This is a genomic window from Streptomyces sp. NBC_00057 (genome assembly GCF_045041165.1).
Taxonomy (GTDB): Bacteria; Actinomycetota; Actinomycetes; order Streptomycetales; family Streptomycetaceae; genus Streptomyces.
On sequence record NZ_CP108256.1, the window covers coordinates 6,872,109 to 6,894,057 of the forward strand.

Here is a 21,949-nt window from a genome sequence, read left to right on the forward strand (position 1 = left end):
AGCACCATCACGCAGGGAGTTACGACCGTGGCAAGTGGCAACGCGATCCGGGGAAGCCGGGTCGGAGCGGGGCCGATGGGGGAGGCCGAGCGGGGCGAGTCCGCGCCGCGCCTCCGCATCTCCTTCTGGTGCTCGAACGGGCACGAGACGCAGCCGAGCTTCGCCAGTGACGCGCAGGTACCGGAGACTTGGGACTGCCCGCGCTGTGGTTTCCCGGCCGGCCAGGACCGGGACAGTCCGCCGGACCCGCCGCGCACCGAACCGTACAAGACGCACCTCGCGTACGTACGTGAGCGGCGCAGCGATGCGGACGGCGAGGCCATCCTCGCCGAGGCCCTGGCAAAACTCCGGGGTGAGATCTAGTTGTTGTTCTCCGGCCGGACACCTCACGGGGTGTCCGGCCGGACTGCTTTTGCCGTGCCGCAGCTCTCCCTCGCCTCGTCAACCCCTCTGATCAATTAAGTTGGAAGGGCAGCGGGGCATCTGCAGGCACGAGAAGAAGTGGGCTGATATCCGGGATGAATACACCAAGCCGAACCAGGCTCAACCAGACGCCCGAGTGGACCGCTCTGGGCAAGCACCGTGAGCAGCTCGGGGCGACACACCTGCGGCAGCTCTTCGCGGACGACCCGGAGCGCGGCACCGGATACACCCTCCGGGTCGGTGATCTGTATGTCGACTACTCCAAGCACCTGGTCACCGACGAGACGCTCCGGCTGCTGCGCGAGCTCGCCGTGTCCACCGGCGTGGCAGAGCTGCGGGACGCGATGTTCCGCGGCGAGAAGATCAACACCACCGAGGACCGCGCCGTCCTGCACACCGCGCTGCGTGCCCCGAGAGATGTGGTGATCGAGGTCGACGGCGAGAACGTGGTGCCCGCCGTGCACACCGTACTCGACAGGATGGCGGCCTTCTCCGACCGCATCAGGGCGGGGGAGTGGACCGGTCACACCGGCAAGCGCATCAAGAACATCGTCAACATCGGCATCGGCGGCTCCGACCTCGGCCCCGCCATGGCGTACGAGGTGCTGCGCTCCTTCACGGACCGCTCGCTCACCGTCCGCTTCGTGTCGAACGTCGACGGCGCCGACCTCCACGAGGCCGTGCGCGATCTCGACCCGGCCGAGACGCTCTTCATCATCGCGTCGAAGACCTTCACCACGATCGAGACCATCACCAACGCCACCTCGGCCCGCGACTGGCTGCTGACCGGTCTGAAGGCCGATCAGGACGCCGTCGCCAAGCACTTCGTGGCGCTGTCCACGAACGCCGAGAAGGTCGCGGACTTCGGCATCGACACCGCCAACATGTTCGAGTTCTGGGACTGGGTCGGCGGCCGCTACTCGTACGACTCCGCCATCGGACTCTCGCTGATGATCGCCATCGGCCCGGCCCGGTTCCGCGAGATGCTCGACGGCTTCCACCTCGTCGACGAGCACTTCCGCACCGCCCCCGCCGAGGACAACGCCCCGCTGCTGCTGGGCCTGTTGGGCGTCTGGTACGGCGCGTTCTTCGACGCGCAGTCGCATGCCGTACTGCCCTACAGCCACTATCTGTCCAAGTTCACCGCGTACTTGCAGCAGCTGGACATGGAGTCCAACGGCAAGTCCGTGGACCGGGACGGCAATCCGGTCGACTGGCAGACCGGACCGGTCGTCTGGGGCACCCCCGGCACCAATGGGCAGCACGCCTATTACCAGCTGATCCACCAGGGCACCAAGGTCATCCCGGCCGACTTCATCGGCTTCGCCGAGCCGGTCGCCGACCTGCTGCCCGGTCTGGTCGCCCAGCACGATCTGCTGATGGCCAACTTCTTCGCCCAGACCCAGGCGCTGGCCTTCGGCAAGACGCCGGACGAGGTCCGCGCCGAAGGCGTCGCCGAGGAGCTGGTGCCGCACAAGACCTTCCGGGGCAACCACCCGACGACGACGATCCTGGCCGACAGGCTGACGCCGTCCGTCCTCGGCCAGCTGATCGCGCTGTACGAGCACAAGGTCTTCGTCCAGGGAGCCATCTGGAACATCGACTCCTTCGACCAGTGGGGCGTCGAACTCGGCAAGGTCCTCGCCAAGAAGATCGAGCCGGTGCTGACCGAGACGTCGACATCGGCCGCTGCCGCGGCGGAGGGGGGCGAGCAGCTGGACAGCTCGACCGCCGCGCTCGTCCAGGCGTACCGCGCCCGCAGGGGGCGCTGAGCCGATGACCACGGGGGAGCGGACGGTGCGGCTGAGGCCGCCGAACAACACACTGGACCCGAGGGCCGTCGGCTGGTGGCGGGCCCGGTGGCTGCTGCTGACCGTGGTGCCGGTCGCCGTGACGGCCGTGCTGGGCGCGTTCATCGAGCCCGCCCGGTTCTGGCTGCTGCTGTCCGCAGCGATCCTCGCGGTCCTCGGCATCGGCTGCGCCGTCCTCTTCCCCCTCTGGTGGTTCCGCACCCATCGCTGGGAGGTCACCGACGAAGCGGTGTACGTCAGAACCGGCGTCCTGAGGCAGGAGTGGCGGATCGCCCCGATGTCCCGGATCCAGACCGTGGACACCGTGCGCGGCCCGCTCGAACAGCTCTACCGGCTTGCCACGGTCACCGTGACCACGGCATCGTCCAAGGGTGCGGTGCGGATCGAGGGACTGGGCCACGAACTGGCGGCCGAGCTGGCTGAGCGGCTCACCCGGATCACGCAGGACACCCCCGGGGACGCCACATGAGCTCCGAGGCGGCCGTTGCCCCGGGCGCCGAGGGTGAGGGCGGCGTCACCGGCCCCGAGGCGGCCACCGCTGCCGACTGGCGGCGGCTGGACCGGCGTACGGTCCTCGTCGGCGCACTCGTCATGGCCGGGGTGGCGGCCGGTGCGGCCGTGCCCGCCACGCTCGGCCTCTCCGGACGGTTCGGGTTCGGGCACGCGGTCGCCTGGGTGCTGGCGGGTGCGATCGTGTTGATCGGCTGCGCCGCGGCCGGCGACTACGTACGGTGGCGCCGCACCCGTTACCGCATCGGCGCCGAACGGGTCGAGCTCCACACCGGGCTGCTGCTGGTCAAGAAGCGCTCACTGGCCCGGACACGCATCCGCAGCGTCGACCTCACCGCCCATCTGCTGCAACGGGTCCTCGGCCTGGTCGCCGTCCGCATCGGCACCGGCGAGCACTCCGGCAACGAATCCACCCTGGAACTCGACCCGGTCACCAGGTCCGAGGGCGAACGGCTCCGCCGCGAGCTGCTGGAACGTGCAGTCACCGGCACCCCGGGCACCCATCGCGAGGGCGAGCTCGCCGCCCTCGACCCGCGCTGGATCCGCTACGCACCGGCTTCCTTCGTCGCCCCCGCGCTCGGCGGTGCGGCGGCCGGTGCGGTGATGCAGGTCAGCGACTGGTTCGGGGCCCAGGGGCAGGTGATCGACTGGATCGGTGACCGGTTCCAGGACACCTCACTGCTCGCCATGATCGTGATCCTCGCCGTCGCCGCGGTGGTCGCCGGTGTCGTCGGCGCGCTCGGCCTGTGGGTCGAGATGTGGTGGAGCTACCGGCTGGAGCGCGAACCTGGCGGCACGCTGCGCATCCGGCGCGGCCTGCTGACCTCCCGGTCCGTCTCCATCGAGGAGCGGCGGCTGCGCGGCGTCGACCTCGTCGAACCGCTCGGCATCCGGCTGTTCGGCGCAGCCCGGGTCGACGCGATCACCACCGGACTGGCCAAGGACGACGAGGAGCAGCACGGCGACCACAACACCCTGCTGCCTGCCGCGCCCCGGCCCGTCGCCGACACGGTCGCCGCCGACGTCCTGCGCGAGACCACGTCCCCGACCGGCGCCCCGCTGACCGGGCACCCCCTCGCGGCCCGCGGCCGTCGGCTGCGCCGGGCGTTCTGGGCCGTCACCGCCCCCGTACTCGTTCTGGCCCTCCTGGGTGTGCTGCTGACACCCGTACTGCTCTGGATCGCGTTCGCCTGCGCCGCCGTGGGGCTGCCCGCCGGGGTGTTCCTCGCCCGGGACGCTTACCGCGGCCTGGGACACGCCATCAGCGGCGACTACCTGGTGGTCAGGTCCGGCACGGTCCGGCGCTCGACCGCCGCGCTGGAACGGGCCGGTGTCATCGGCTGGACGGTCAGGCAGACGTACTTCCAGCGGCGGTACGGGGTGCTGAGCCTCACCGCGACGACGGCCGCCGGAGCGGGCGCGTACACGGCGTACGACGCGGATGCGACCGAGGGCCTCGACTTCGCGTCCGAGGCCGTCCCCGGCCTGCTGGAGCCCTTCCTGGAGCGCACCGGGCCAACGGGCTGACCCAGGTCGGCGGCTCCTCCCCGCTGACGCACGGACTGGGGGTTGCCGTTCCCAAGGCCATAGCCTCCGAGCGTCCGGCACATCGATTCCTCGGATTCGCGAGAAGTCCCGTCGTCCAGGCCTGACGGGAATGCGGTCAATGGGCCGCGGAGGCGCGAAGCGGCGTAATACGCTCAGGATCTGCCCACGGGCAGCGGTCAGGGCTTGGCCGTCACGAGGCCCCAGAGCCAAGTGGGAAGCCGCCTCGTTTATGAGGGGGAGGAGTCACCACCACGGTTCCGATACGGAACCCGAACCACTGTGGGCTTGGCCCATTCACGACAGAGGCCCGGCCGCTCCGAGAGCGAACCGGGCCTCCGTACTGTGTTACTGACGACCGTTCAGGGAGAGGCCGGCGGATACAGCGCGCGCGGTAGCCGCGAGGCCGCCGCCGCGTCCAGCAGCCACAGAGTGCGGCTGCGTCCGTACGCACCGGCTGCCGGGGCCTGGATCTCCCCGGCGCCCGAGAGCGCGATCTCCGCGGCCTCCGCCTTGTCCTCGCCCGCGGCGAGCAGCCACACCTCGCGCGCCGCCCGGATCGCGGGCAGCGTGAGCGAGATGCGGGTGGGCGGCGGCTTGGGAGCGCCGTGCACGCCGACGACGGTGCGCTCGGTCTCCCGTACCGCGGGCAGCTCCGGGAAGAGCGACGCGACATGCGTGTCCGGGCCGACGCCCAGCATCAGCACATCGAACGTCGGTACCGGACCGTGGTCCTCCGGACCGGCCGCCGCGGCCAGTTCACCGGCGTACGCGGCCGCTGCCGTGTCGGCGTCGTTGCCGCAGGGGCCGTCCGAAGCGGGCATCGCGTGCACCCGGGACGGGGTCAGCGGCACCGAGGCCAGCAGGGCCTCGCGGGCCTGCGTGACATTGCGCTCCGGATCGCCCTCCGGCAGGAACCGCTCGTCGCCCCACCACAGGTCGAGCCGCGACCAGTCGATCGCGTCCCTGGCGGGCGCGTCGGCAAGTGCGGCCAGCAGGCCGTTGCCGTTGCGCCCGCCGGTGAGCACCACCGAGGCGTGACCGCGCGCGGCCTGGGCATCCACGATCTTCGTGATCAGCCGGGCAGCGGCGGCCTGCGCCATCAGCTCCTTGTCGCGGTGCACGACAAGCTGAGGGGCACTCACTTCGCCGCCGCTTTCTTGGCCGCGGCTTTCTTCGCGGCGGCAGGGGCGGCAGGGGCGGCAGGGGCGGCCGTGGGGGTGGGCTCGGCCGGCTTCGGCTCCGCCGCTTCGACGAGCTTCTCCACGCCGAACTTCACCGTCGCCTCGTAGGTGTTGTCCGGGTCCAGGCGCCGCAGCTCCTCGGCGAGGAGTTCGGCGGTTTCCCGCCGCTTGAGCGCCACGGCACGGTCCGGCTGGCCCTGCATCGAGAGCGTGGCCAGCGAACCGTCCGGCCGGTCCAGGACGATGACGCCGTTCTTGGTCTGCATCCGCACGGCCGTCAGGCCGGGGCCGCCGGACAGGGTGCGCTCCACCGGAACCTTGAGCCGGTCGGCGAGCCACATGGCGAGCAGCTCGCAGCTCGGGTTCTCCGACTCGCCCTCGACCGTCGCCGAGACGACCTCGACCTGCTGCTGGTCGAGTGCGGCCGCCAGCATGGAGCGCCACGGCGTGATGCGGGTCCAGGACAGATCGGTGTCGCCCGGGGTGTACGACCGGGCGCGCACCGCGAGTTCGTCACTCGGGTTCTCCGCCGAGTACGCATCCGTGATCCGGCGCTGGGCGAGCGCGCCCAGCGGGTCCTTCGCCGGATCGTCGGGGGCGCCCTCGGGCCACCAGACCACGACCGGGGCGTCCGGCAGCAGCAGCGGCAGGACCACCGACTGGGCGTGGTTGGCCAGCTCACCGTGGAGACGCAGGACGACGGTCTCCCCGGTGCCCGCGTCGGAGCCGACCCGTACCTCGGCGTCGAGCCGGGCGTCCCGGCGGCTGCGCGGCGAGCGGCTGACCCGCTTGATCACCGCGATGATCCGCGAGGGGTGTTCGCGCGAGGCGTCGCCGGCCGACTTGAGGGCGTCGTACGCGTTCTCCTCGTCGGTGACGATGACCAGGGTCAGCACCATGCCGATGGCCGGGGTGCCGATGGCACGGCGGGCCGACACCAGCGCCTGGTTGATCTTGCTGGAAGTGGTTTCCGTGAGATCGATCTTCATGGCCGGCGCCAGCTCCGTCCGTCTCGTGCAAGCATCTCGTCCGCCTCGGCCGGGCCCCAGGTGCCCGCCGGGTACTGCGCGGGCTTGCCGTGCTTGTCCCAGTACTCCTCGATCGGGTCGAGGATGTTCCAGGAGAGTTCGACCTCCTGGTGCCGCGGGAAGAGGTTGGCGTCACCGAGCAGCACATCGAGGATGAGCCGCTCGTACGCCTCCGGGCTGGACTCCGTGAAGGACTCGCCGTAAGCGAAGTCCATCGTGACGTCCCGGACCTCCATCGAGGTGCCCGGCACCTTGGAGCCGAACCGCACGGTCACGCCCTCGTCCGGCTGGACCCGGATGACCAGGGCGTTGCCGCCCAGCTCCTTGGTGGCGCCGGACTCGAAGGGGAGATACGGGGCGCGCTTGAACACGACCGCGATCTCCGTGACCCGGCGGCCGAGCCGCTTGCCGGTACGGAGGTAGAAGGGCACGCCCGCCCAGCGGCGGTTGTTGATCGTCAGCTTGATCGCGGCGTAGGTGTCGGTCTTCGACTTGGGGTCGATGCCGTCCTCTTCGAGGTAGCCGAGGACTTCCTCGCCGCCCTGCCAGGCGTGCGCGTACTGACCGCGTACGGTGTGCTTGCCGAGGTCCTCCGGCAGCTCCACCGCCGTGAGCACCTTGAGCTTCTCGGCGACCAGGGCCTTCGGGTGGAAGGAGCCGGGCTCCTCCATCGCGGTCAGCGCCAGCAGCTGGAGCAGGTGGTTCTGGATGACGTCACGGGCGGCGCCGATGCCGTCGTAGTAGCCGGCCCGGCCGCCGATGCCGATGTCCTCGGCCATCGTGATCTGGACGTGGTCGACGTACGACCTGTTCCAGATCGGCTCGAACATCGTGTTGGCGAACCGCAGCGCCAGGATGTTCTGGACCGTCTCCTTGCCCAGGTAGTGGTCGATCCGGAAGACCTCGTTGGGCGGGAAGACGTCGTGCACGATCTGGTTGAGCTCCTGCGCGCTCTCCAGGTCGTGGCCGAAGGGCTTCTCGATGACGGCCCGCCGCCAGGAGCCCTCCTTCTGGTCCGCCAGCCCGTGCTTCTTGAGCTGCTGGACGACCTTGGGGAAGAACTTCGGCGGCACGGACAGGTAGAAGGCGAAGTTGCCTCCCGTGCCCTGTGCCTTGTCGAGCTCCTGGATCGTGGCCTTCAGCGTCTCGAAGGCCTCGTCGTCGTCGAAGTTGCCCTGGACGAAGCGCATCCCCTGGATGAGCTGCTGCCAGACCTCTTCGCGGAACGGCGTACGGGCGTGCTGCTTGACGGCGTCGTGGACCTCCTGTGTGAAGTCCTCGTCGTGCCATTCGCGGCGCGCGAAACCGATGAGGGAGAAGCCCGGCGGCAGCAGGCCGCGGTTGGCCAGGTCGTAGACGGCGGGCATCAGCTTTTTACGGGACAAATCGCCCGTGACGCCAAAGATCACCAGGCCCGACGGTCCCGCGATGCGCGGGAGCCGTCGGTCCTGGGGGTCACGAAGCGGGTTGGCTCCGGGAACACCAGACAAGGTGGTCAGCCCTCCGAAGGGGCGAGGCGCTTGAGCTCCGCCTCGGTCGAGTTGAGCAGGTCGATCCAGGACGCCTCGAACTTCTCGACGCCCTCGTCCTCAAGGAGCTGGACGACGTCGTCGTAGGAGATCCCGAGCTTCGCGACCGCGTCGAGCTCGGCACGGGCCTGCTCGTAGGTGCCGGCGATGGTGTTGCCCGTGATCTGCCCGTGGTCCGCCGTGGCGTCCAGGGTGGCCTCGGGCATGGTGTTCACCGTGCCGGGGGCGACCAGGTCGTCGACGTACAGGGTGTCCTTGTACGCGGGGTCCTTGACACCGGTCGAGGCCCACAGCGGACGCTGCTTGTTGGCCTGCGCCTTGTCCAGGGCCGCCCAGCGGTCCGACGAGAAGACCTCCTCGAACGCCTGGTAGGCGAGCCGGGCGTTGGCGAGAGCTGCCTTGCCCTTGAGCGCCTTGGCCTCCGGGGTGCCGACCGCGTCGAGCCGCTTGTCGATCTCGGAGTCCACGCGGGACACGAAGAACGAAGCCACCGAGTAGATCTTGGAGAGGTCCAGGCCCGCGGCCTTCGCCTTCTCCAGGCCCGCCAGGTAGGCGTCCATGACCTCGCGGTAGCGCTCCAGCGAGAAGATCAGCGTGACATTGACACTGATGCCCTTGCCGATGACCTCGGTGATCGCCGGGAGGCCGGCCTTCGTCGCCGGGATCTTGATGAGCGTGTTGGGCCGGTCCACCAGCCAGGCCAGCTGCTTGGCCTCGGCGACGGTTGCATCGGTGTGGTGGGCCAGGCGCGGGTCGACCTCGATGGAGACCCGGCCGTCCTGGCCGTCCGTGGCGTCGAAGACAGGACGCAGGATGTCCGCAGCGTCCCGTACATCGGCCGTCGTGATCATGCGGATGGCCTCGTCGACGGTGACCTTGCGGGTGGCGAGGTCGGTGAGCTGCTGCTCGTAACCGTCGCCGTGCGAGATCGCCTTCTGGAAGATCGACGGGTTGGTGGTGACGCCCACGATGTGCTGCTGGTCGATCAGCTCGGCAAGGTTGCCCGAGGTGATCCGCTTGCGCGACAGGTCATCGAGCCAGATCGCCACGCCCTCGTCGGAGAGGCGCTTGAGTGCGTCTGTCATGAGAATTGCATCTCCTACTAGTCGTATAACGGCGTCAGCGTGCGGCGGCGGCGAGAGATTCCCGCGCGACGGCGGCGACGTGCTCGCCCGTGAAGCCGAACTCGCGGAAGAGGACCTTGGCGTCGGCCGAGGCACCGAAGTGCTCCAGCGAGACGATCCGGCCGACGTCTCCGACGTACCGGTGCCAGGTCAGACCGATACCGGCCTCGACCGCGACCCGGGCCTTCACGGACGGCGGCAGAACACTGTCCTTGTAAGCCTGGTCCTGCTCCTCGAACCACTCGACGGACGGCATCGAGACCACACGGGTCGGGATACCGGCGGCCTGCAGCTCCTCGCGCGCCTCGACGGCGAGGTGCACCTCGGAGCCCGTACCGATCAGGAGGACCTGGGGCGGCGTGTTCTGCTCTTCGGGCCCTTCGGCCTCGAAGAGCACGTAGCCGCCCTTGGCCGCGTCCTCGTTCGCCTCGTAGGTCGGCACGCCCTGGCGGGTCAGCGCCAGACCGTGCGGGGCTCCCTTGCCGAACACCTTGGTGTAGCGGCGCAGGATCTCGCGCCAGGCGACGGAGGTCTCGTTGGCGTCGGCCGGGCGGACGATGTTCAGACCCGGGATGGCGCGCAGCGAGGCCAGGTGCTCCACCGGCTGGTGGGTCGGGCCGTCCTCGCCGAGACCGATCGAGTCGTGCGTCCACACGTACGTCACCGGCAGGTGCATCAGCGCGGACAGGCGCACGGCGTTGCGCATGTAGTCGGAGAAGACCAGGAAGGTGCCGCCGTAGATGCGGGTGTTGCCGTGCAGCGCGATGCCGTTCATGGCCGCGGCCATGGCGTGCTCGCGGATACCGAAGTGGATCGTGCGGCCGTACGGGTCCGCGCCGGGCAGCGGGTTGCCCGTCGGGAGGAACGACGACGTCTTGTCGATCGTGGTGTTGTTCGAGCCCGCGAGGTCGGCGGAGCCGCCCCAGAGCTCGGGGATGACCTCGCCGAGCTGCTGGAGCACCTTGCCGGAGGCGGCGCGGGTGGCGACGCTCTTGCCCGGCTCGAAGACCGGAAGCTTGTCCTCCCAGTCCGCGGGCAGCTCGCCCGCGGAGATCCGGTCGAACTCGGCGGCGCGCTCCGGGTTGGCGGTGCGCCAGGCGGCGAACGCCTTCTCCCACTCGGCCTTGGCCTCGCGGCCGCGGTCCAGCGCCTCACGGGTGTGGGAGATGACCTCGTCGGAGACCTCGAAGGACTTCTCCGGGTCGAAGCCGAGGACCTTCTTCGTCGCGGCGACCTCTTCGTCACCGAGCGCAGATCCGTGCGAGGCCTCGGTGTTCTGGGCGTTCGGGGCGGGCCAGGCGATGATCGAGCGGGCCGCGATGAACGACGGGCGCTCGGTCTCGGCCTTGGCGGCCTGCAGTGCCTTGTACAGACCTGCCGGGTCCAGGTCGCCGCTGGGCAGCTGGGCGACGCGCTGGACGTGCCAGCCGTACGCCTCGTACCGCTCAAGGGTGTCCTCGGAGACCGCGGTCTCCGTGTCGCCCTCGATGGAGATGTGGTTGTCGTCCCACAGCAGGACCAGGTTGCCGAGCTTCTGGTGCCCGGCCAGCGAGGACGCCTCCGCGGAGATGCCCTCCTGGAGGCAGCCGTCGCCGGCGACGACCCAGACCATGTGGTCGAACGGGGAGGTGCCGGGCGCCGCCTCCGGGTCGAACAGACCGCGCTCGTAGCGGGCGGCCATTGCCATGCCCACCGCGTTGGCGACGCCCTGGCCCAGCGGGCCCGTGGTCGTCTCGACGCCGGTGGTGTGGCCGTACTCCGGGTGACCGGGGGTCTTCGAGCCCCAGGTACGGAAAGCCTTGAGGTCATCGAGCTCCAGGCCGTAGCCGGCCAGGTAGAGCTGGATGTAGAGGGTCAGGCTGCTGTGACCCGCAGAGAGCACGAACCGGTCGCGACCGGTCCACTCCGCGTCGGCGGGGTCGTGCCGCATCACCTTCTGGAAGAGGGTGTACGCGGCGGGAGCCAGGCTCATAGCCGTGCCCGGGTGGCCGTTTCCGACCTTCTGTACGGCGTCGGCGGCAAGGACGCGGACAGTGTCCACGGCCCGCTGGTCCAATTCGGTCCACTGGAGGTCTGTGGTGGTCGGCTTGGTGCTCACCCTGAGTCAGGGCTCCTCTCCACTGTTGTAAACCGGTGACTGTGACCGCACCGGGCGTTGTCGAGCCTACCCCCGTCGGAACGAGCATTTTCCGGCTGCTTTCCAGGGTGCAGGCGGCCCGCGGAGTTCGCCTCCCGTATGAGCACAACGGCTCACTTATGCGCTACTCCTATGAGCGCGTGCCCCTACTTCTGGGCCCTCGGATGAGCGCGTTCGGCCGCGTCCGGGCCCTCTGGCGAGCGTGTCCTCCTACCTTTGCGCCGCCCGGTGAGCGTGTCCCCTTATATGCCTCTCCAATGAGCGTGTCCCCTTACTTCTGCGCCACTTCAACACGACGCCACCCCCGCGAAGGGCGGCCTGTCCCCAACGTCTACAGTGGTCTGGTTCGCGCAAGTCTTTACTGGGCCTTCACGCCCGGAGCTTGCTGGGATTTCTCTGTCAGGGGTGTGCGTGACGGCCGTCGAGTCCCGACCCGCAGGGGTCGCCTTGACTCCCAGCCCAGGGGGCCATCGCCCGTTCGGGGCCCGTGTCAAGGCATTCGTGGCGTTGACCAAGCCTCGGATCATCGAGCTGTTGCTGATCACCACTGTTCCGGTGATGTTCCTGGCTGCTCAGGGCGTACCCGACCTGTGGCTCGTTCTCACCACCACCATCGGGGGATATCTCTCCGCGGGCGGTGCCAATGCACTGAACATGTACATCGACCGCGACATCGACGCGTTGATGGACCGTACGTCGCAGCGCCCGCTGGTCACCGGCATGGTGAGCCCGCGCGAGTGCCTGGCCTTCGGGTTCGCCCTCGCGGTGATCTCCACGGTCTGGTTCGGACTGCTCGTCAACTGGCTGTCGGCCGCGCTCGCACTCGGTGCGCTGCTGTTCTACGTCGTCGGCTACACGCTGATTCTGAAGCGCCGCACCTCGCAGAACATCGTCTGGGGCGGCATCGCGGGCTGCATGCCGGTCCTCATCGGCTGGTCCGCCGTGACCGACTCGATGTCCTGGGCAGCGGTCATCCTCTTCGCCGTGATGTTCTTCTGGACGCCGCCGCACTACTGGCCGCTGTCCATGAAGGTGAAGGACGACTACGCCCGGGTCGGTGTCCCGATGCTGCCGGTCATCGCTTCCAACCGGGTGGTGGCCCGCCAGATCGTCATCTACAGCTGGGTGATGGTCGCCGTCTCGCTGCTGCTGACCCCGCTCGGCTACACAGGCTGGTTCTACACGGCGGTGGCGCTGCTGACCGGCGGATTCTGGCTCTGGGAGGCGCACGGTCTGCTCAACCGGGCCAAGGCCGGGGTGACCGGAGGGAAGCTCAAGGAGATGCGGCTGTTCCACTGGTCGATCACCTACGTCTCGCTGCTCTTCGTCGCCGTGGCGGTCGACCCCTTCCTGAGGTAGTCCCACTTCATCGATTCCTGCCGACGGGCGGGGTACGTGGCCCATGCCACGTGCCCCGCCCGTCGTCAGTCGATCTACCCATCGGTAGCATCCTGAGCATGGCAGAGACGGCAGAGACCCAGGTTGAGAGCGGCAAGCAGGCGGCCCGCGCGGAGCGCAGGGCGGCGAAGCTCGCCAAGCAGATCGGCGCTTTCTCCAAGGCACACGGCGGTGCGGAGGGACAGCTCGCCTACATCGGGCAGATGGGCACTCGCATCGTTCTCGTGGGCGAGGACGGCGGCTGGGGCGATCTGGTTGCCCCGTCGTACGCGATTGCCGAGAGCGCCACTCGGAAGGCCGGGATCACGATGCACGAGTCCTTCGACGGGGAGTTCGCCGCGAAGGTCCACACCGGCCCGTACGAGTGGACGCGGATGGCCGGCATTCAGCTCGGCGGCCCCTCCAACAAGGCCTGAAGCCGACGAAAGCCCCCTGCTCACCAGATCAGTCCGGTGAGCAGGGGGCTTTGGTCAGTCACATCTGGTGACTGACGTAACCCCTGCAGGATTCGGCTCGTTGAGATTCACGCCGCGCACTGGGGATGGTCCGTACTGCACGTATCCGATGACGCCTTGCGCCAGTTGCTCCCCGGTGTGCGGCGTCTTTCAGGCGATGACCGCTGTTTCGCTGCGCGGAGTCGTCGTCGGTGAGCCCGCCACCGGGCGCTCACGCAGCGACAGCAGCACCCGCACGACCGCGATCCACACGAGGCACGAGCCGAGCATGTGCAGGCCAACCAGCACTTCCGGCGTGTCGGTGAAATATTGCACATACCCGATCAGTCCCTGGGAGAGCAGCACCAGGAAGAGATCACGGGCTCGGTGGAGCGGACCGACCGGCGCGTCCACTGCCTTCAGCACGAACCAGAGAGCGACGGTCAGCGCCACCACGGCCCAGGCCAGATCGGCGTGCAGCTGCGTGATCATCTTCCAGTCGATCGGAATGCGGTGGACGTCGCTGGAGTCACCCGCGTGCCGTCCGGCGCCCGTGACGACCGTGCCGACCGTGATCAGCAGCCCCGCCACGACCACGAGCAGCCAGGTCAGCTGGGACACCGCCTTGCCCACCAGCGGCCGCGGCGCGGCGTCGCCCTCGCGGACCCGCTGCCAGGTCACCATCGCGATGGTGAGCAGTGCCGTGGAGAGCAGGAAGTGCGCCGCGACGGTGTACGGGTTGAGGCCGACCAGCACCACGATGCCGCCGAGCACCGCGTTGCCCATGACCACCCAGAACTGCGCCCAGCCGAGCCGGGTGAGACTGTGCCGCCAGGGCTTCGCGCACCGGGCGGCGATGATCGCCCACCCGACCGCCGCGCACAGGACGTACGTCAGCATGCGGTTGGTGAACTCGATGACGCCGTGGATGCCCATCTCGCTCGTTGCCGTCAGGCTCTCGTCGGTGCACTTGGGCCAGGTGGGGCAGCCGAGGCCGGAGCCGGTCAGCCGTACCGCGCCGCCGGTCACGACGATGAGCACGGCCATGACGACGGCCGACATGGCCGCACGGCGGACCGTGTGGGGGGTCGGAGTCCATCGCTCGGCAATGTAGAGGAGCGGGTTCCGCACGGCTTGAGCGACTTCGGCTCGGGTCAGCTTGGGCACGCGCACCATCGTAGGCGGCGGCTTGTGCAAGCTTTCACGAGGGGGACGAGTTACCCCGAAACGTCGACGGAGCGCGTTTGCCGGCTCACTCCCAGCGGAAGAACTTCGCCGCCGCGCCCAGCCCGAGCACCGCCCACACCACGAGGATGCCGAGGTCGCTCCACGGCATCGACGCGCCGTGCTGGAGCACATCCCGCAGTCCGTCCGACAGCGCCGCGATCGGCAGCAGCCCCAGCACCGACTGCACCGCGTCCGGGAACTTGTCCAGCGGCACGATCACCCCGCCGCCGACCAGCAGCAGCAGAAAGACCAGATTGGCCGCGGCGAGCGTCGCCTCCGCCTTCAGCGTCCCGGCCATCAGGAGTCCGAGCCCGGAGAAGGCCGCGGTGCCGAGCACGAGCAGCATCAGGACGGCGAAGGGGTTGCCGTGCGGCGACCAGCCGAGCGCGAACGCGATCACCGTGAGCAGCACCACCTGCAGCACCTCGGTGACCAGTACCGCAAGCGTCTTGGCGGTCATCAGCGCCCAGCGGGGCAGCGGCGAGGCACCGAGCCGCTTGAGCACCCCGTACCGCCGCTCGAAACCGGTGGCGATGGCCTGGCCCGTGAAGGCCGTGGACATCACGGCGAGCGCGAGAATGCCCGGCGTCAGGAAGTCGACGGACCTGCCCGCCCCCGTGTCCACGATGTCGACCGCGCTGAACAGCACCAGCAGCAGCGTCGGGATGATCACGGTCAGCAGCAGCTGCTCGCCGTTGCGCAGCAGCATCCGCATCTCCAGCGCGGTCTGCGCGGTGATCATGCGGGACAGCGGGGCGGCGCCCGCCTGCGGGGTGTACGTACCGGCGCTCATGCGCGCAGCTCCTTGCCGGTCATTTCCAGGAAGACGTCCTCCAGGGTGCGACGCTCCACGGAGATGCCGGACGGCATCACTCCGTGCTGCGCGCACCAGGAGGTGACGGTGGCCAGCAGCTGCGGGCCGACGTCGCCGGTGATGCGGTACGTGCCGGAAGTGAGCTCGGCCGCTTCCGTGCCGTCGGGCAGTGCCTTCAGGAGGGAGCCGAGGTCGAGACCGGGGCGGCCGGTGAAGCGCAGGGTGTTCTCGGCGCCGCCGCGACAGAGCGTCTCGGGGCTGCCCTGGGCGATGACCTTGCCCGCGTCGATGACGGCGACGTCGTCGGCGAGCTCCTCGGCCTCGTCCATGAAGTGCGTGGTGAGGACGACCGACACGCCGTCGGCCCGCAGTTCCCGTACGAGATCCCAGGTGGAGCGGCGGGCCTGCGGGTCGAGGCCGGCGGTCGGCTCGTCCAGGAAGACCAGTTCGGGGCGGCCGACGACGGCCATTGCCAGGGCGAGCCGCTGCTGCTGGCCGCCGGAGAGCCGGCGGTAGGTCGTACGGCCGCAGCTGCCCAGGCCGAGGCGCTCGATCAGGGCGTCGACATTCAGTGGATCGGCGTGGAGTTTCGCCATGTGGCGGAGCATCTCGTCGGCGCGTGCACCGGAGTAGACGCCACCCGACTGGAGCATCACGCCGATCCGGGGGCGGAGCTTCGCGGCGTCGGCGACCGGGTCGAGGCCGAGGACCCGTACCGTCCCGTCATCCGGGCGGCGGTAGCCCTCGCAGGTTTCTATGGTGGTGGTCTTGCCGGCGCCGTTGGGGCCGAGGACGGCGGTGACCGCGCCGGTGCGTACACACAGGTCGAGGCCGTCCACAGCGGTCTTGGGGCCGTACCGCTTCACCAGGTTCCTGACCTGGACGACGGGCTCGCTCTTCATGGCCGGTAAGTCTAGGCAGGGGCGGAAGGACGCCTTCTCCCGGGGCCGAATTAGGTAACCCTAAGTGATGAACCGCACCGTAGATCGTTTCGGACCGTGGTTGTCAGGGTCGGATGAATTACGCAACAATGGCGTTGTGAAAAACGTTGGCGAGGCTCCGCAGGAGGAACTCGCGACCGGAGAGCGTTCCACGCGCAACCGGGTCGCGCGCTCCATCCTGGACCACGGCCCGTCCACCGTTGCCGAGCTGGCCAAGCGACTCGGCCTCACCCAGGCCGCGGTCCGCCGCCATCTCGACGCCCTCGTCTCCGACGGCGTCGTCGAAGCCCGCGAACAGCGGGTGTACGGGGCGCGGACCCGTGGCCGCCCGGCCAAGGCGTTCGCCCTCACCGACTGCGGGCGGGACGCCTTCGACCAGTCCTACGACAAGCTCGCCGCGGACGCGCTGCGCTGGATCGCCGAGACCTCGGGCGACGAAGCGGTCGTCACTTTCGCCCGGGCCAGGATCGCGGCCCAGTCCGAGGCGTACCGCACGGCGATCGAGGCCGCGGAACCCGAGGCGCGCACCGAGGCGCTGGCCAAGGCCTTGTCAGCCGACGGGTACGCTGCTACGGCGCGTAGCGCGCCCGGCCCGCAGCGGGGCGAGCAGTTGTGCCAGCACCACTGCCCGGTCGCTCATGTCGCCGAGCAGTATCCGCAGCTGTGCGAGGCGGAGACGGAGTTCTTCTCCAGCCTCCTCGGGACGCATGTGCAGCGTCTGGCCACCATCGCCCACGGCGACGGTGTGTGTACGACGTACATTCCGCGCAGCGGCCACTCAGCACCACAGACCACCAATTCAGCATCTGCAAGCACGGCCGGGAGGAACCCCGCATGACGCTCCCTACGGAGACTGCCCACCCTGAGCTCGAGGGTCTGGGCACGTACGAATTCGGCTGGGCCGACTCCGACGCGGCAGGCGCTGCAGCCAAGCGCGGGCTCTCCGAGGATGTCGTCCGCGACATCTCGGCGAAGAAGAACGAGCCCGAGTGGATGCTGAAGCTGCGCCTCAAGGGCCTCAGGCTGTTCGACAAGAAGCCCATGCCCAACTGGGGCTCCGACCTTTCGGGTATCGACTTCGACAACATCAAGTACTTCGTGCGGTCCACGGAGAAGCAGGCGGAGTCCTGGGAGGACCTGCCCGAGGACATCAAGAACACCTACGACAAGCTCGGCATCCCGGAGGCGGAGAAGCAGCGCCTGGTCGCCGGTGTCGCCGCGCAGTACGAGTCCGAGGTCGTCTACCACCAGATCCGTGAGGACCTGGAGGAGCAGGGCGTCATCTTCCTCGACACCGACACCGCGCTGAAGGAGCACCCGGAGCTCTTCAAGGAGTACTTCGGCACCGTCATCCCGGTCGGCGACAACAAGTTCGCCTCGCTGAACTCGGCCGTGTGGTCCGGTGGCTCGTTCATCTATGTGCCCAAGGGTGTCCGCGTCGACATCCCGCTGCAGGCCTACTTCCGTATCAACACGGAGAACATGGGCCAGTTCGAGCGGACGCTGATCATCGTCGACGAGGACGCCTACGTCCACTACGTCGAGGGCTGCACCGCGCCGATCTACTCCTCCGACTCGCTGCACTCCGCGGTCGTCGAAATCATCGTGAAGAAGGGCGGCCGCTGCCGCTACACGACGATCCAGAACTGGTCGAACAACGTCTACAACCTGGTCACCAAGCGCGCCGTGGCCTACGAGGGCGCGACCATGGAGTGGGTCGACGGCAACATCGGCTCCAAGGTCACCATGAAGTACCCGGCCGTCTACCTGATGGGCGAGCACGCCAAGGGCGAAACCCTGTCCATCGCCTTCGCGGGCGAGGGTCAGCACCAGGACGCCGGCGCCAAGATGGTCCACATGGCGCCGAACACCTCCTCCAACATCGTCTCCAAGTCGGTGGCGCGAGGCGGCGGCCGCACCTCCTACCGCGGCCTGATCGAGATCGGCGAGGGCGCGCCGGGCGCGAAGTCCAACGTCCTGTGTGACGCGCTGCTGGTCGACACGATCTCGCGCTCCGACACCTACCCGTACGTCGACGTCCGCGAGGACGACGTGTCGATGGGGCACGAGGCGACCGTCTCCAAGGTCTCCGAGGACCAGCTCTTCTACCTGATGAGCCGTGGTCTGACGGAGTTCGAGGCGATGGCGATGATCGTGCGCGGCTTCGTCGAGCCGATCGCGAAGGAGCTGCCGATGGAGTACGCCCTCGAGCTCAACCGGCTGATCGAGCTGCAGATGGAGGGTTCGGTCGGCTAGCACAGCCTGACGACCGAATCCCCCGACTTTTGACAGAGAAAGCGAGCACTACGACAGCCATGGCTGAGGCTCAGAACATTCCGGCGGGGTCCACCACCACCGGGTCCATCGCGGTGGCCGCCGAGTCGACCGTCGCCACGCGCATGAGCGCGCCCCCGTCCTTCGACGTAGCGGACTTCCCGGTCCCGCACGGCCGTGAGGAGGAGTGGCGGTTCACGCCGCTGGAGCGGCTGCGCGGGCTGCACGACGGCACGGCCGTCGCGACCGGTGGCGCCGTCAAGGTCGCCGTGGAGGCCCCCGAGGGCGTCACGGTCGAGACCGTCGGCCGTGACGACGCCCGGCTCGGGAAGGCCGGCACCCCGGTGGACCGCGTCGCCGCCCAGGCGTACACGTCCTTCGAGCAGGCGTCCGTCGTCACGGTCGCCAAGGAGGCCGTGCTCACCGAGCCGATCCGCATCGCGGTGCACGGCGAGGGCGGCGTGGCCTACGGCCACCAGGTCGTCGAGCTGGGTGCCTTCGCCGAGGCCGTCGTCGTCATCGACCACACCGGTGACGCGGTGCTCGCCGCCAACGTGGACTACGTCCTCGGTGACGGCGCGAAGCTCACCGTCGTCTCCGTGCAGGACTGGGACGAGACCGCTGTCCACGTGGGCCAGCACAATGCGCTGGTCGGCCGGGACGCCTCGTTCAAGTCGATCGTCGTCACCTTCGGTGGTGACCTCGTCCGTCTCCACCCGCGCGTCAGCTACGCGGGCACCGGCGGCGAGGCCGAGCTCTTCGGTCTGTACTTCACCGACAAGGGCCAGCACCAGGAGCACCGCCTCCTGGTCGACCACAACACCCCGCACTGCAAGTCCAACGCCGCCTACAAGGGCGCGCTCCAGGGCGACGGCGCACACGCGGTGTGGATCGGTGACGTACTCATCCGGGCCAGGGCCGAGGGCACCGACACCTACGAGATGAACCGCAACCTCGTCCTCACGGACGGCGCGCGGGTCGACTCGGTGCCGAACCTGGAGATCGAGACCGGCGAGATCGTCGGCGCCGGTCACGCCTCCGCGACCGGCCGCTTCGACGACGAGCAGCTCTTCTACCTGATGTCCCGCGGCATCCCGGCCGAGGAGGCCCGTCGGCTCGTCGTGCGCGGCTTCTTCGCCGAGCTCGTCCAGCAGATCGGTCTGCCGGACGTCGAGGCGCGGCTGCTCGACAAGATCGAGACCGAGCTGAAGGCTTCCGTCTGATGGCCTTCGTCAAAGCCTGTGCGCTGAGTGAGCTGGAGGACGACACCCCGAAGCGGGTGGAGCTCGACGGCATCCCGGTGTCCGTCGTCCGTACCGAGGGCGAGGTGTTCGCGATCAACGACATCTGCTCGCACGCGAACGTCTCACTGTCCGAGGGAGAGGTCGAGGACTGCATGATCGAGTGCTGGCTGCACGGCTCCAGCTTCGACCTCCGCACCGGCAAGCCGTCCGGCCTTCCCGCGACGCGCCCCGTCCCCGTATACCCCGTCAAGATCGAAGGGGACGATGTGCTCGTCTCCGTCACCCAGGAGTCCTGAGTCACCCATGGCAACGCTTGAAATCCGCGACCTGCACGTCACCGTCGAGGCCGACAACGCCACGAAGGAGATCCTCAAGGGCGTCGACCTGACCGTGAAGCAGGGCGAGACCCACGCCATCATGGGCCCCAACGGGTCCGGCAAGTCCACCCTCGCGTACTCCCTCGCAGGTCACCCCAAGTACACGATCACCCGTGGTTCGGTGACCCTGGACGGCGAGGACGTCCTGGAGATGACCGTCGACGAGCGCGCCCGCGCCGGTCTGTTCCTCGCGATGCAGTACCCGGTCGAGATCCCCGGTGTCTCGGTCTCCAACTTCCTGCGTACCTCCGCCACCGCCGTCCGCGGCGAGGCGCCCAAGCTGCGTACCTGGGTGAAGGAGGTCAAGGAGACGATGTCCCAGCTCCAGATGGACCCGGCGTTCGCCGAGCGCAACGTCAACGAGGGCTTCTCCGGCGGTGAGAAGAAGCGCCACGAGATCCTTCAGCTGGAGCTCCTCAAGCCGAAGGTCGCGATCCTCGACGAGACCGACTCCGGTCTGGACGTCGACGCCCTGCGCATCGTCTCCGAGGGTGTCAACCGGGTCCGCGAGACCGGCGAGGTCGGCACCCTGCTGATCACGCACTACACGCGGATCCTCCGCTACATCAAGCCCGACTTCGTGCACGTCTTCGCCAACGGCCGCATTGCCGAGTCCGGCGGCGCCGAGCTCGCCGACAAGCTGGAGAACGAGGGCTACGAGGCATATGTGAAGGGTGGCGCTTCCGCGTGACACAGCTGCCGGGCCTCCTCGACACCGAGGCGATCCGCAAGGACTTCCCCCTGCTGGATCGTACGGTCCACGACGGGAAGAAGATCGTTTACCTGGACAGTGCGGCGACCTCGCAGAAGCCGCGCCAGGTGCTTGACGCCCTCAACGAGTACTACGAGCGGCACAACGCCAATGTGCACCGCGGTGTGTACACGGTCGCGGAGGAGGCCACGGCGCTGTACGAGGGCGCCCGTGACAAGATCGCCGCGTTCATCAACGCGCCCAGCCGCAACGAGGTGATCTTCACCAAGAACGCCTCCGAGTCGCTCAACCTCGTGGCCAACATGCTCGGCTGGGCCGATGAGCCCTACCGGGTGGACCACGACACCGAGATCGTCACCACGGAGATGGAGCACCACTCCAACATCGTGCCGTGGCAGCTCCTCTCGCAGCGCACCGGCGCGAAGCTGAAGTGGTTCGGCATCACCGACGACGGCCGCCTCGACCTGTCCAACATCGACGAGATCATCACGGAGAAGACGAAGATCGTCTCCTTCACCCTGGTCTCGAACATCATGGGCACGATCAACCCGGTCGAGAAGATCATCCGCCGTGCCCAGCAGGTCGGCGCGCTGGTCTGCATCGATGCCTCGCAGGCCGCCCCGCACATGGTGCTCGACGTGCAGGCGCTGCAGGCGGACTTCGTGGCCTTCACCGGCCACAAGATGGTCGGCCCGACCGGCATCGGCGTGCTCTGGGGACGGCAGGAGCTCCTGGAGGACCTGCCGCCGTTCCTCGGTGGCGGCGAGATGATCGAGACCGTGTCGATGCACTCGTCGACGTACGCCCCCGCGCCGCACAAGTTCGAGGCCGGTACGCCCCCGATCGCCCAGGCCGTCGGCCTCGGCGCGGCCGTGGACTACCTCTCGGCGATCGGCATGGAGAAGATCTACCGGCACGAGCACGCGATCACCGAGTACGCGGTGAAGCGGCTCCTGGAGGTCCCGGACCTCAGGATCATCGGTCCTGCGACGGCCGAGGACCGGGGCGCCACGATCTCCTTCACGCTCGGCGACATCCACCCCCACGACGTGGGCCAGGTACTCGACGAGCAGGGCATCGCGGTCCGGGTCGGACACCACTGCGCACGGCCTGTCTGCCTGCGGTTCGGAATTCCTGCGACGACGCGAGCGTCGTTCTATCTGTACTCCACGCCCGCCGAGGTCGACGCCCTGGTGGACGGTCTGGAACACGTACGGAACTTTTTCGGTTAATAGTC

The 21,949-nt window shown here is 68.7% G+C and carries 20 protein-coding genes; 12 read left to right on the top strand and 8 right to left on the bottom strand.

Annotated features, from left to right (window positions below; translation table 11 throughout):
* Positions 1–27 precede the first annotated feature (27 nt).
* The 4 genes from OG953_RS32350 to OG953_RS32365 all read left to right on the top strand — a co-directional run bounded on the left by OG953_RS32350 (position 28) and on the right by OG953_RS32365 (position 4,271).
* Positions 28–363 (top strand): RNA polymerase-binding protein RbpA, encoded by a 336-nt coding sequence (locus OG953_RS32350; RefSeq protein WP_072483070.1) that lies wholly within the window; start codon positions 28–30, stop codon positions 361–363.
* A 155-nt stretch (positions 364–518) separates the two neighbouring features.
* A complete protein-coding gene (pgi, locus tag OG953_RS32355; protein WP_405688773.1) occupies positions 519–2,195 on the top strand; it encodes a glucose-6-phosphate isomerase in 1,677 nt (558 codons plus the stop codon).
* Between the two features lie 4 nt (positions 2,196–2,199).
* Complete coding sequence (locus tag OG953_RS32360; RefSeq protein ID WP_405688774.1) at positions 2,200–2,703, top strand: PH domain-containing protein; 504 nt, start codon at positions 2,200–2,202, stop codon at positions 2,701–2,703.
* Positions 2,700–4,271, top strand: a complete 1,572-nt coding sequence (locus tag OG953_RS32365) for a PH domain-containing protein (RefSeq protein ID WP_405688775.1) — start codon at positions 2,700–2,702, stop codon at positions 4,269–4,271. The genes OG953_RS32360 and OG953_RS32365 overlap by 4 nt, the downstream gene beginning before the upstream one ends.
* A 380-nt stretch (positions 4,272–4,651) precedes the next feature.
* Here OG953_RS32365 and pgl read toward each other — a convergent pair whose 3' ends face one another.
* The 5 genes from pgl to tkt are packed head-to-tail and all read right to left on the bottom strand — an operon-like array spanning position 4,652 to position 11,252.
* Positions 4,652–5,434, bottom strand: coding sequence for a 6-phosphogluconolactonase (gene pgl, locus OG953_RS32370; protein ID WP_405688776.1), 783 nt, complete (start codon positions 5,432–5,434; stop codon positions 4,652–4,654).
* Entirely contained in the window at positions 5,431–6,462 is a 1,032-nt protein-coding gene (opcA, locus tag OG953_RS32375; protein WP_405688777.1) for a glucose-6-phosphate dehydrogenase assembly protein OpcA, read from the bottom strand. Before opcA ends, pgl begins: the two co-directional genes overlap by 4 nt.
* Positions 6,459–7,991, bottom strand: a complete 1,533-nt coding sequence (gene zwf / locus OG953_RS32380; protein WP_405688778.1) for a glucose-6-phosphate dehydrogenase — start codon at positions 7,989–7,991, stop codon at positions 6,459–6,461. The genes opcA and zwf overlap by 4 nt, the downstream gene beginning before the upstream one ends.
* 5 nt (positions 7,992–7,996) lie before the next feature.
* On the bottom strand, positions 7,997–9,115 hold the full coding sequence (gene tal / locus OG953_RS32385; protein ID WP_189277150.1) for a transaldolase: 1,119 nt from the start codon (positions 9,113–9,115) through the stop codon (positions 7,997–7,999).
* 34 nt (positions 9,116–9,149) lie between these two features.
* Entirely contained in the window at positions 9,150–11,252 is a 2,103-nt protein-coding gene (tkt, locus tag OG953_RS32390; RefSeq protein ID WP_405688779.1) for a transketolase, read from the bottom strand.
* Positions 11,253–11,696: 444 nt separating this feature from the next.
* On the opposite strand from tkt, the gene OG953_RS32395 reads away from it, so the two are divergent.
* Both OG953_RS32395 and OG953_RS32400 read left to right on the top strand, forming a co-directional pair.
* On the top strand, positions 11,697–12,650 hold the full coding sequence (locus OG953_RS32395; protein WP_405688780.1) for a heme o synthase: 954 nt from the start codon (positions 11,697–11,699) through the stop codon (positions 12,648–12,650).
* Between the two features lie 98 nt (positions 12,651–12,748).
* Positions 12,749–13,105: a hypothetical protein gene (locus OG953_RS32400; protein WP_189277156.1), complete on the top strand. Its 357-nt coding sequence runs from the start codon at positions 12,749–12,751 to the stop codon at positions 13,103–13,105.
* A 189-nt stretch (positions 13,106–13,294) separates the two neighbouring features.
* Here the strand turns inward: OG953_RS32400 and OG953_RS32405 are convergent, their stop codons facing one another.
* The 3 genes from OG953_RS32405 to OG953_RS32415 form a co-directional block, all read right to left on the bottom strand.
* Complete coding sequence (locus OG953_RS32405; RefSeq protein ID WP_405688781.1) at positions 13,295–14,299, bottom strand: COX15/CtaA family protein; 1,005 nt, start codon at positions 14,297–14,299, stop codon at positions 13,295–13,297.
* A 76-nt stretch (positions 14,300–14,375) separates the two neighbouring features.
* Positions 14,376–15,143, bottom strand: coding sequence for an ABC transporter permease (locus OG953_RS32410; protein ID WP_405688782.1), 768 nt, complete (start codon positions 15,141–15,143; stop codon positions 14,376–14,378).
* The gene (locus OG953_RS32415; RefSeq protein ID WP_405688783.1) at positions 15,140–16,066 is read right to left on the bottom strand and encodes an ABC transporter ATP-binding protein; all 927 of its coding nucleotides are present in this window, start codon (positions 16,064–16,066) and stop codon (positions 15,140–15,142) included. Before OG953_RS32415 ends, OG953_RS32410 begins: the two co-directional genes overlap by 4 nt.
* 136 nt (positions 16,067–16,202) lie before the next feature.
* Between OG953_RS32415 and OG953_RS32420 the strand changes: the two genes are divergently transcribed.
* Genes OG953_RS32420 through OG953_RS32445 form a run of 6 tightly spaced genes read left to right on the top strand, consistent with a single transcriptional unit; the run spans position 16,203 to position 21,944 of the window.
* Positions 16,203–16,943 (top strand): helix-turn-helix transcriptional regulator, encoded by a 741-nt coding sequence (locus OG953_RS32420; protein ID WP_405688784.1) that lies wholly within the window; start codon positions 16,203–16,205, stop codon positions 16,941–16,943.
* On the top strand, positions 16,940–18,361 hold the full coding sequence (gene sufB, locus OG953_RS32425) for a Fe-S cluster assembly protein SufB (protein ID WP_093899511.1): 1,422 nt from the start codon (positions 16,940–16,942) through the stop codon (positions 18,359–18,361). Before OG953_RS32420 ends, sufB begins: the two co-directional genes overlap by 4 nt.
* 59 nt (positions 18,362–18,420) lie before the next feature.
* Positions 18,421–19,602 carry a Fe-S cluster assembly protein SufD gene (gene sufD / locus OG953_RS32430; RefSeq protein ID WP_405688785.1) on the top strand — a complete coding sequence of 394 codons (1,182 nt, stop codon included), beginning with the start codon at positions 18,421–18,423 and terminating at the stop codon, positions 19,600–19,602.
* A complete protein-coding gene (locus tag OG953_RS32435; RefSeq protein WP_093899509.1) occupies positions 19,602–19,919 on the top strand; it encodes a bifunctional 3-phenylpropionate/cinnamic acid dioxygenase ferredoxin subunit in 318 nt (105 codons plus the stop codon). The genes sufD and OG953_RS32435 overlap by 1 nt, the downstream gene beginning before the upstream one ends.
* Positions 19,920–19,926: 7 nt before the next feature.
* The gene (sufC, locus tag OG953_RS32440; RefSeq protein WP_405688786.1) at positions 19,927–20,691 is read left to right on the top strand and encodes a Fe-S cluster assembly ATPase SufC; all 765 of its coding nucleotides are present in this window, start codon (positions 19,927–19,929) and stop codon (positions 20,689–20,691) included.
* Positions 20,688–21,944, top strand: a complete 1,257-nt coding sequence (locus OG953_RS32445; protein WP_382218797.1) for a cysteine desulfurase — start codon at positions 20,688–20,690, stop codon at positions 21,942–21,944. Before sufC ends, OG953_RS32445 begins: the two co-directional genes overlap by 4 nt.
* Positions 21,945–21,949 lie beyond the last annotated feature (5 nt).

What these genes read in the sequence shown, in the direction of transcription:
- pgi (WP_405688773.1), top strand. Translation starts at nt 519, where the DNA reads ATGAATACACCAAGCCGAACCAGGCTCAACCAGACGCCCGAGTGGACC.
- OG953_RS32360 (WP_405688774.1), top strand. Translation starts at nt 2,200, where the DNA reads ATGACCACGGGGGAGCGGACGGTGCGGCTGAGGCCGCCGAACAACACA.
- OG953_RS32365 (WP_405688775.1), top strand. Translation starts at nt 2,700, where the DNA reads ATGAGCTCCGAGGCGGCCGTTGCCCCGGGCGCCGAGGGTGAGGGCGGC.
- opcA (WP_405688777.1), bottom strand. Translation starts at nt 6,462, where the DNA reads ATGAAGATCGATCTCACGGAAACCACTTCCAGCAAGATCAACCAGGCG.
- tal (WP_189277150.1), bottom strand. Translation starts at nt 9,115, where the DNA reads ATGACAGACGCACTCAAGCGCCTCTCCGACGAGGGCGTGGCGATCTGG.
- OG953_RS32400 (WP_189277156.1), top strand. Translation starts at nt 12,749, where the DNA reads ATGGCAGAGACGGCAGAGACCCAGGTTGAGAGCGGCAAGCAGGCGGCC.
- OG953_RS32405 (WP_405688781.1), bottom strand. Translation starts at nt 14,299, where the DNA reads ATGGTGCGCGTGCCCAAGCTGACCCGAGCCGAAGTCGCTCAAGCCGTG.
- OG953_RS32410 (WP_405688782.1), bottom strand. Translation starts at nt 15,143, where the DNA reads ATGAGCGCCGGTACGTACACCCCGCAGGCGGGCGCCGCCCCGCTGTCC.
- OG953_RS32415 (WP_405688783.1), bottom strand. Translation starts at nt 16,066, where the DNA reads ATGAAGAGCGAGCCCGTCGTCCAGGTCAGGAACCTGGTGAAGCGGTAC.
- sufB (WP_093899511.1), top strand. Translation starts at nt 16,940, where the DNA reads ATGACGCTCCCTACGGAGACTGCCCACCCTGAGCTCGAGGGTCTGGGC.
- sufD (WP_405688785.1), top strand. Translation starts at nt 18,421, where the DNA reads ATGGCTGAGGCTCAGAACATTCCGGCGGGGTCCACCACCACCGGGTCC.
- OG953_RS32435 (WP_093899509.1), top strand. Translation starts at nt 19,602, where the DNA reads ATGGCCTTCGTCAAAGCCTGTGCGCTGAGTGAGCTGGAGGACGACACC.
- sufC (WP_405688786.1), top strand. Translation starts at nt 19,927, where the DNA reads ATGGCAACGCTTGAAATCCGCGACCTGCACGTCACCGTCGAGGCCGAC.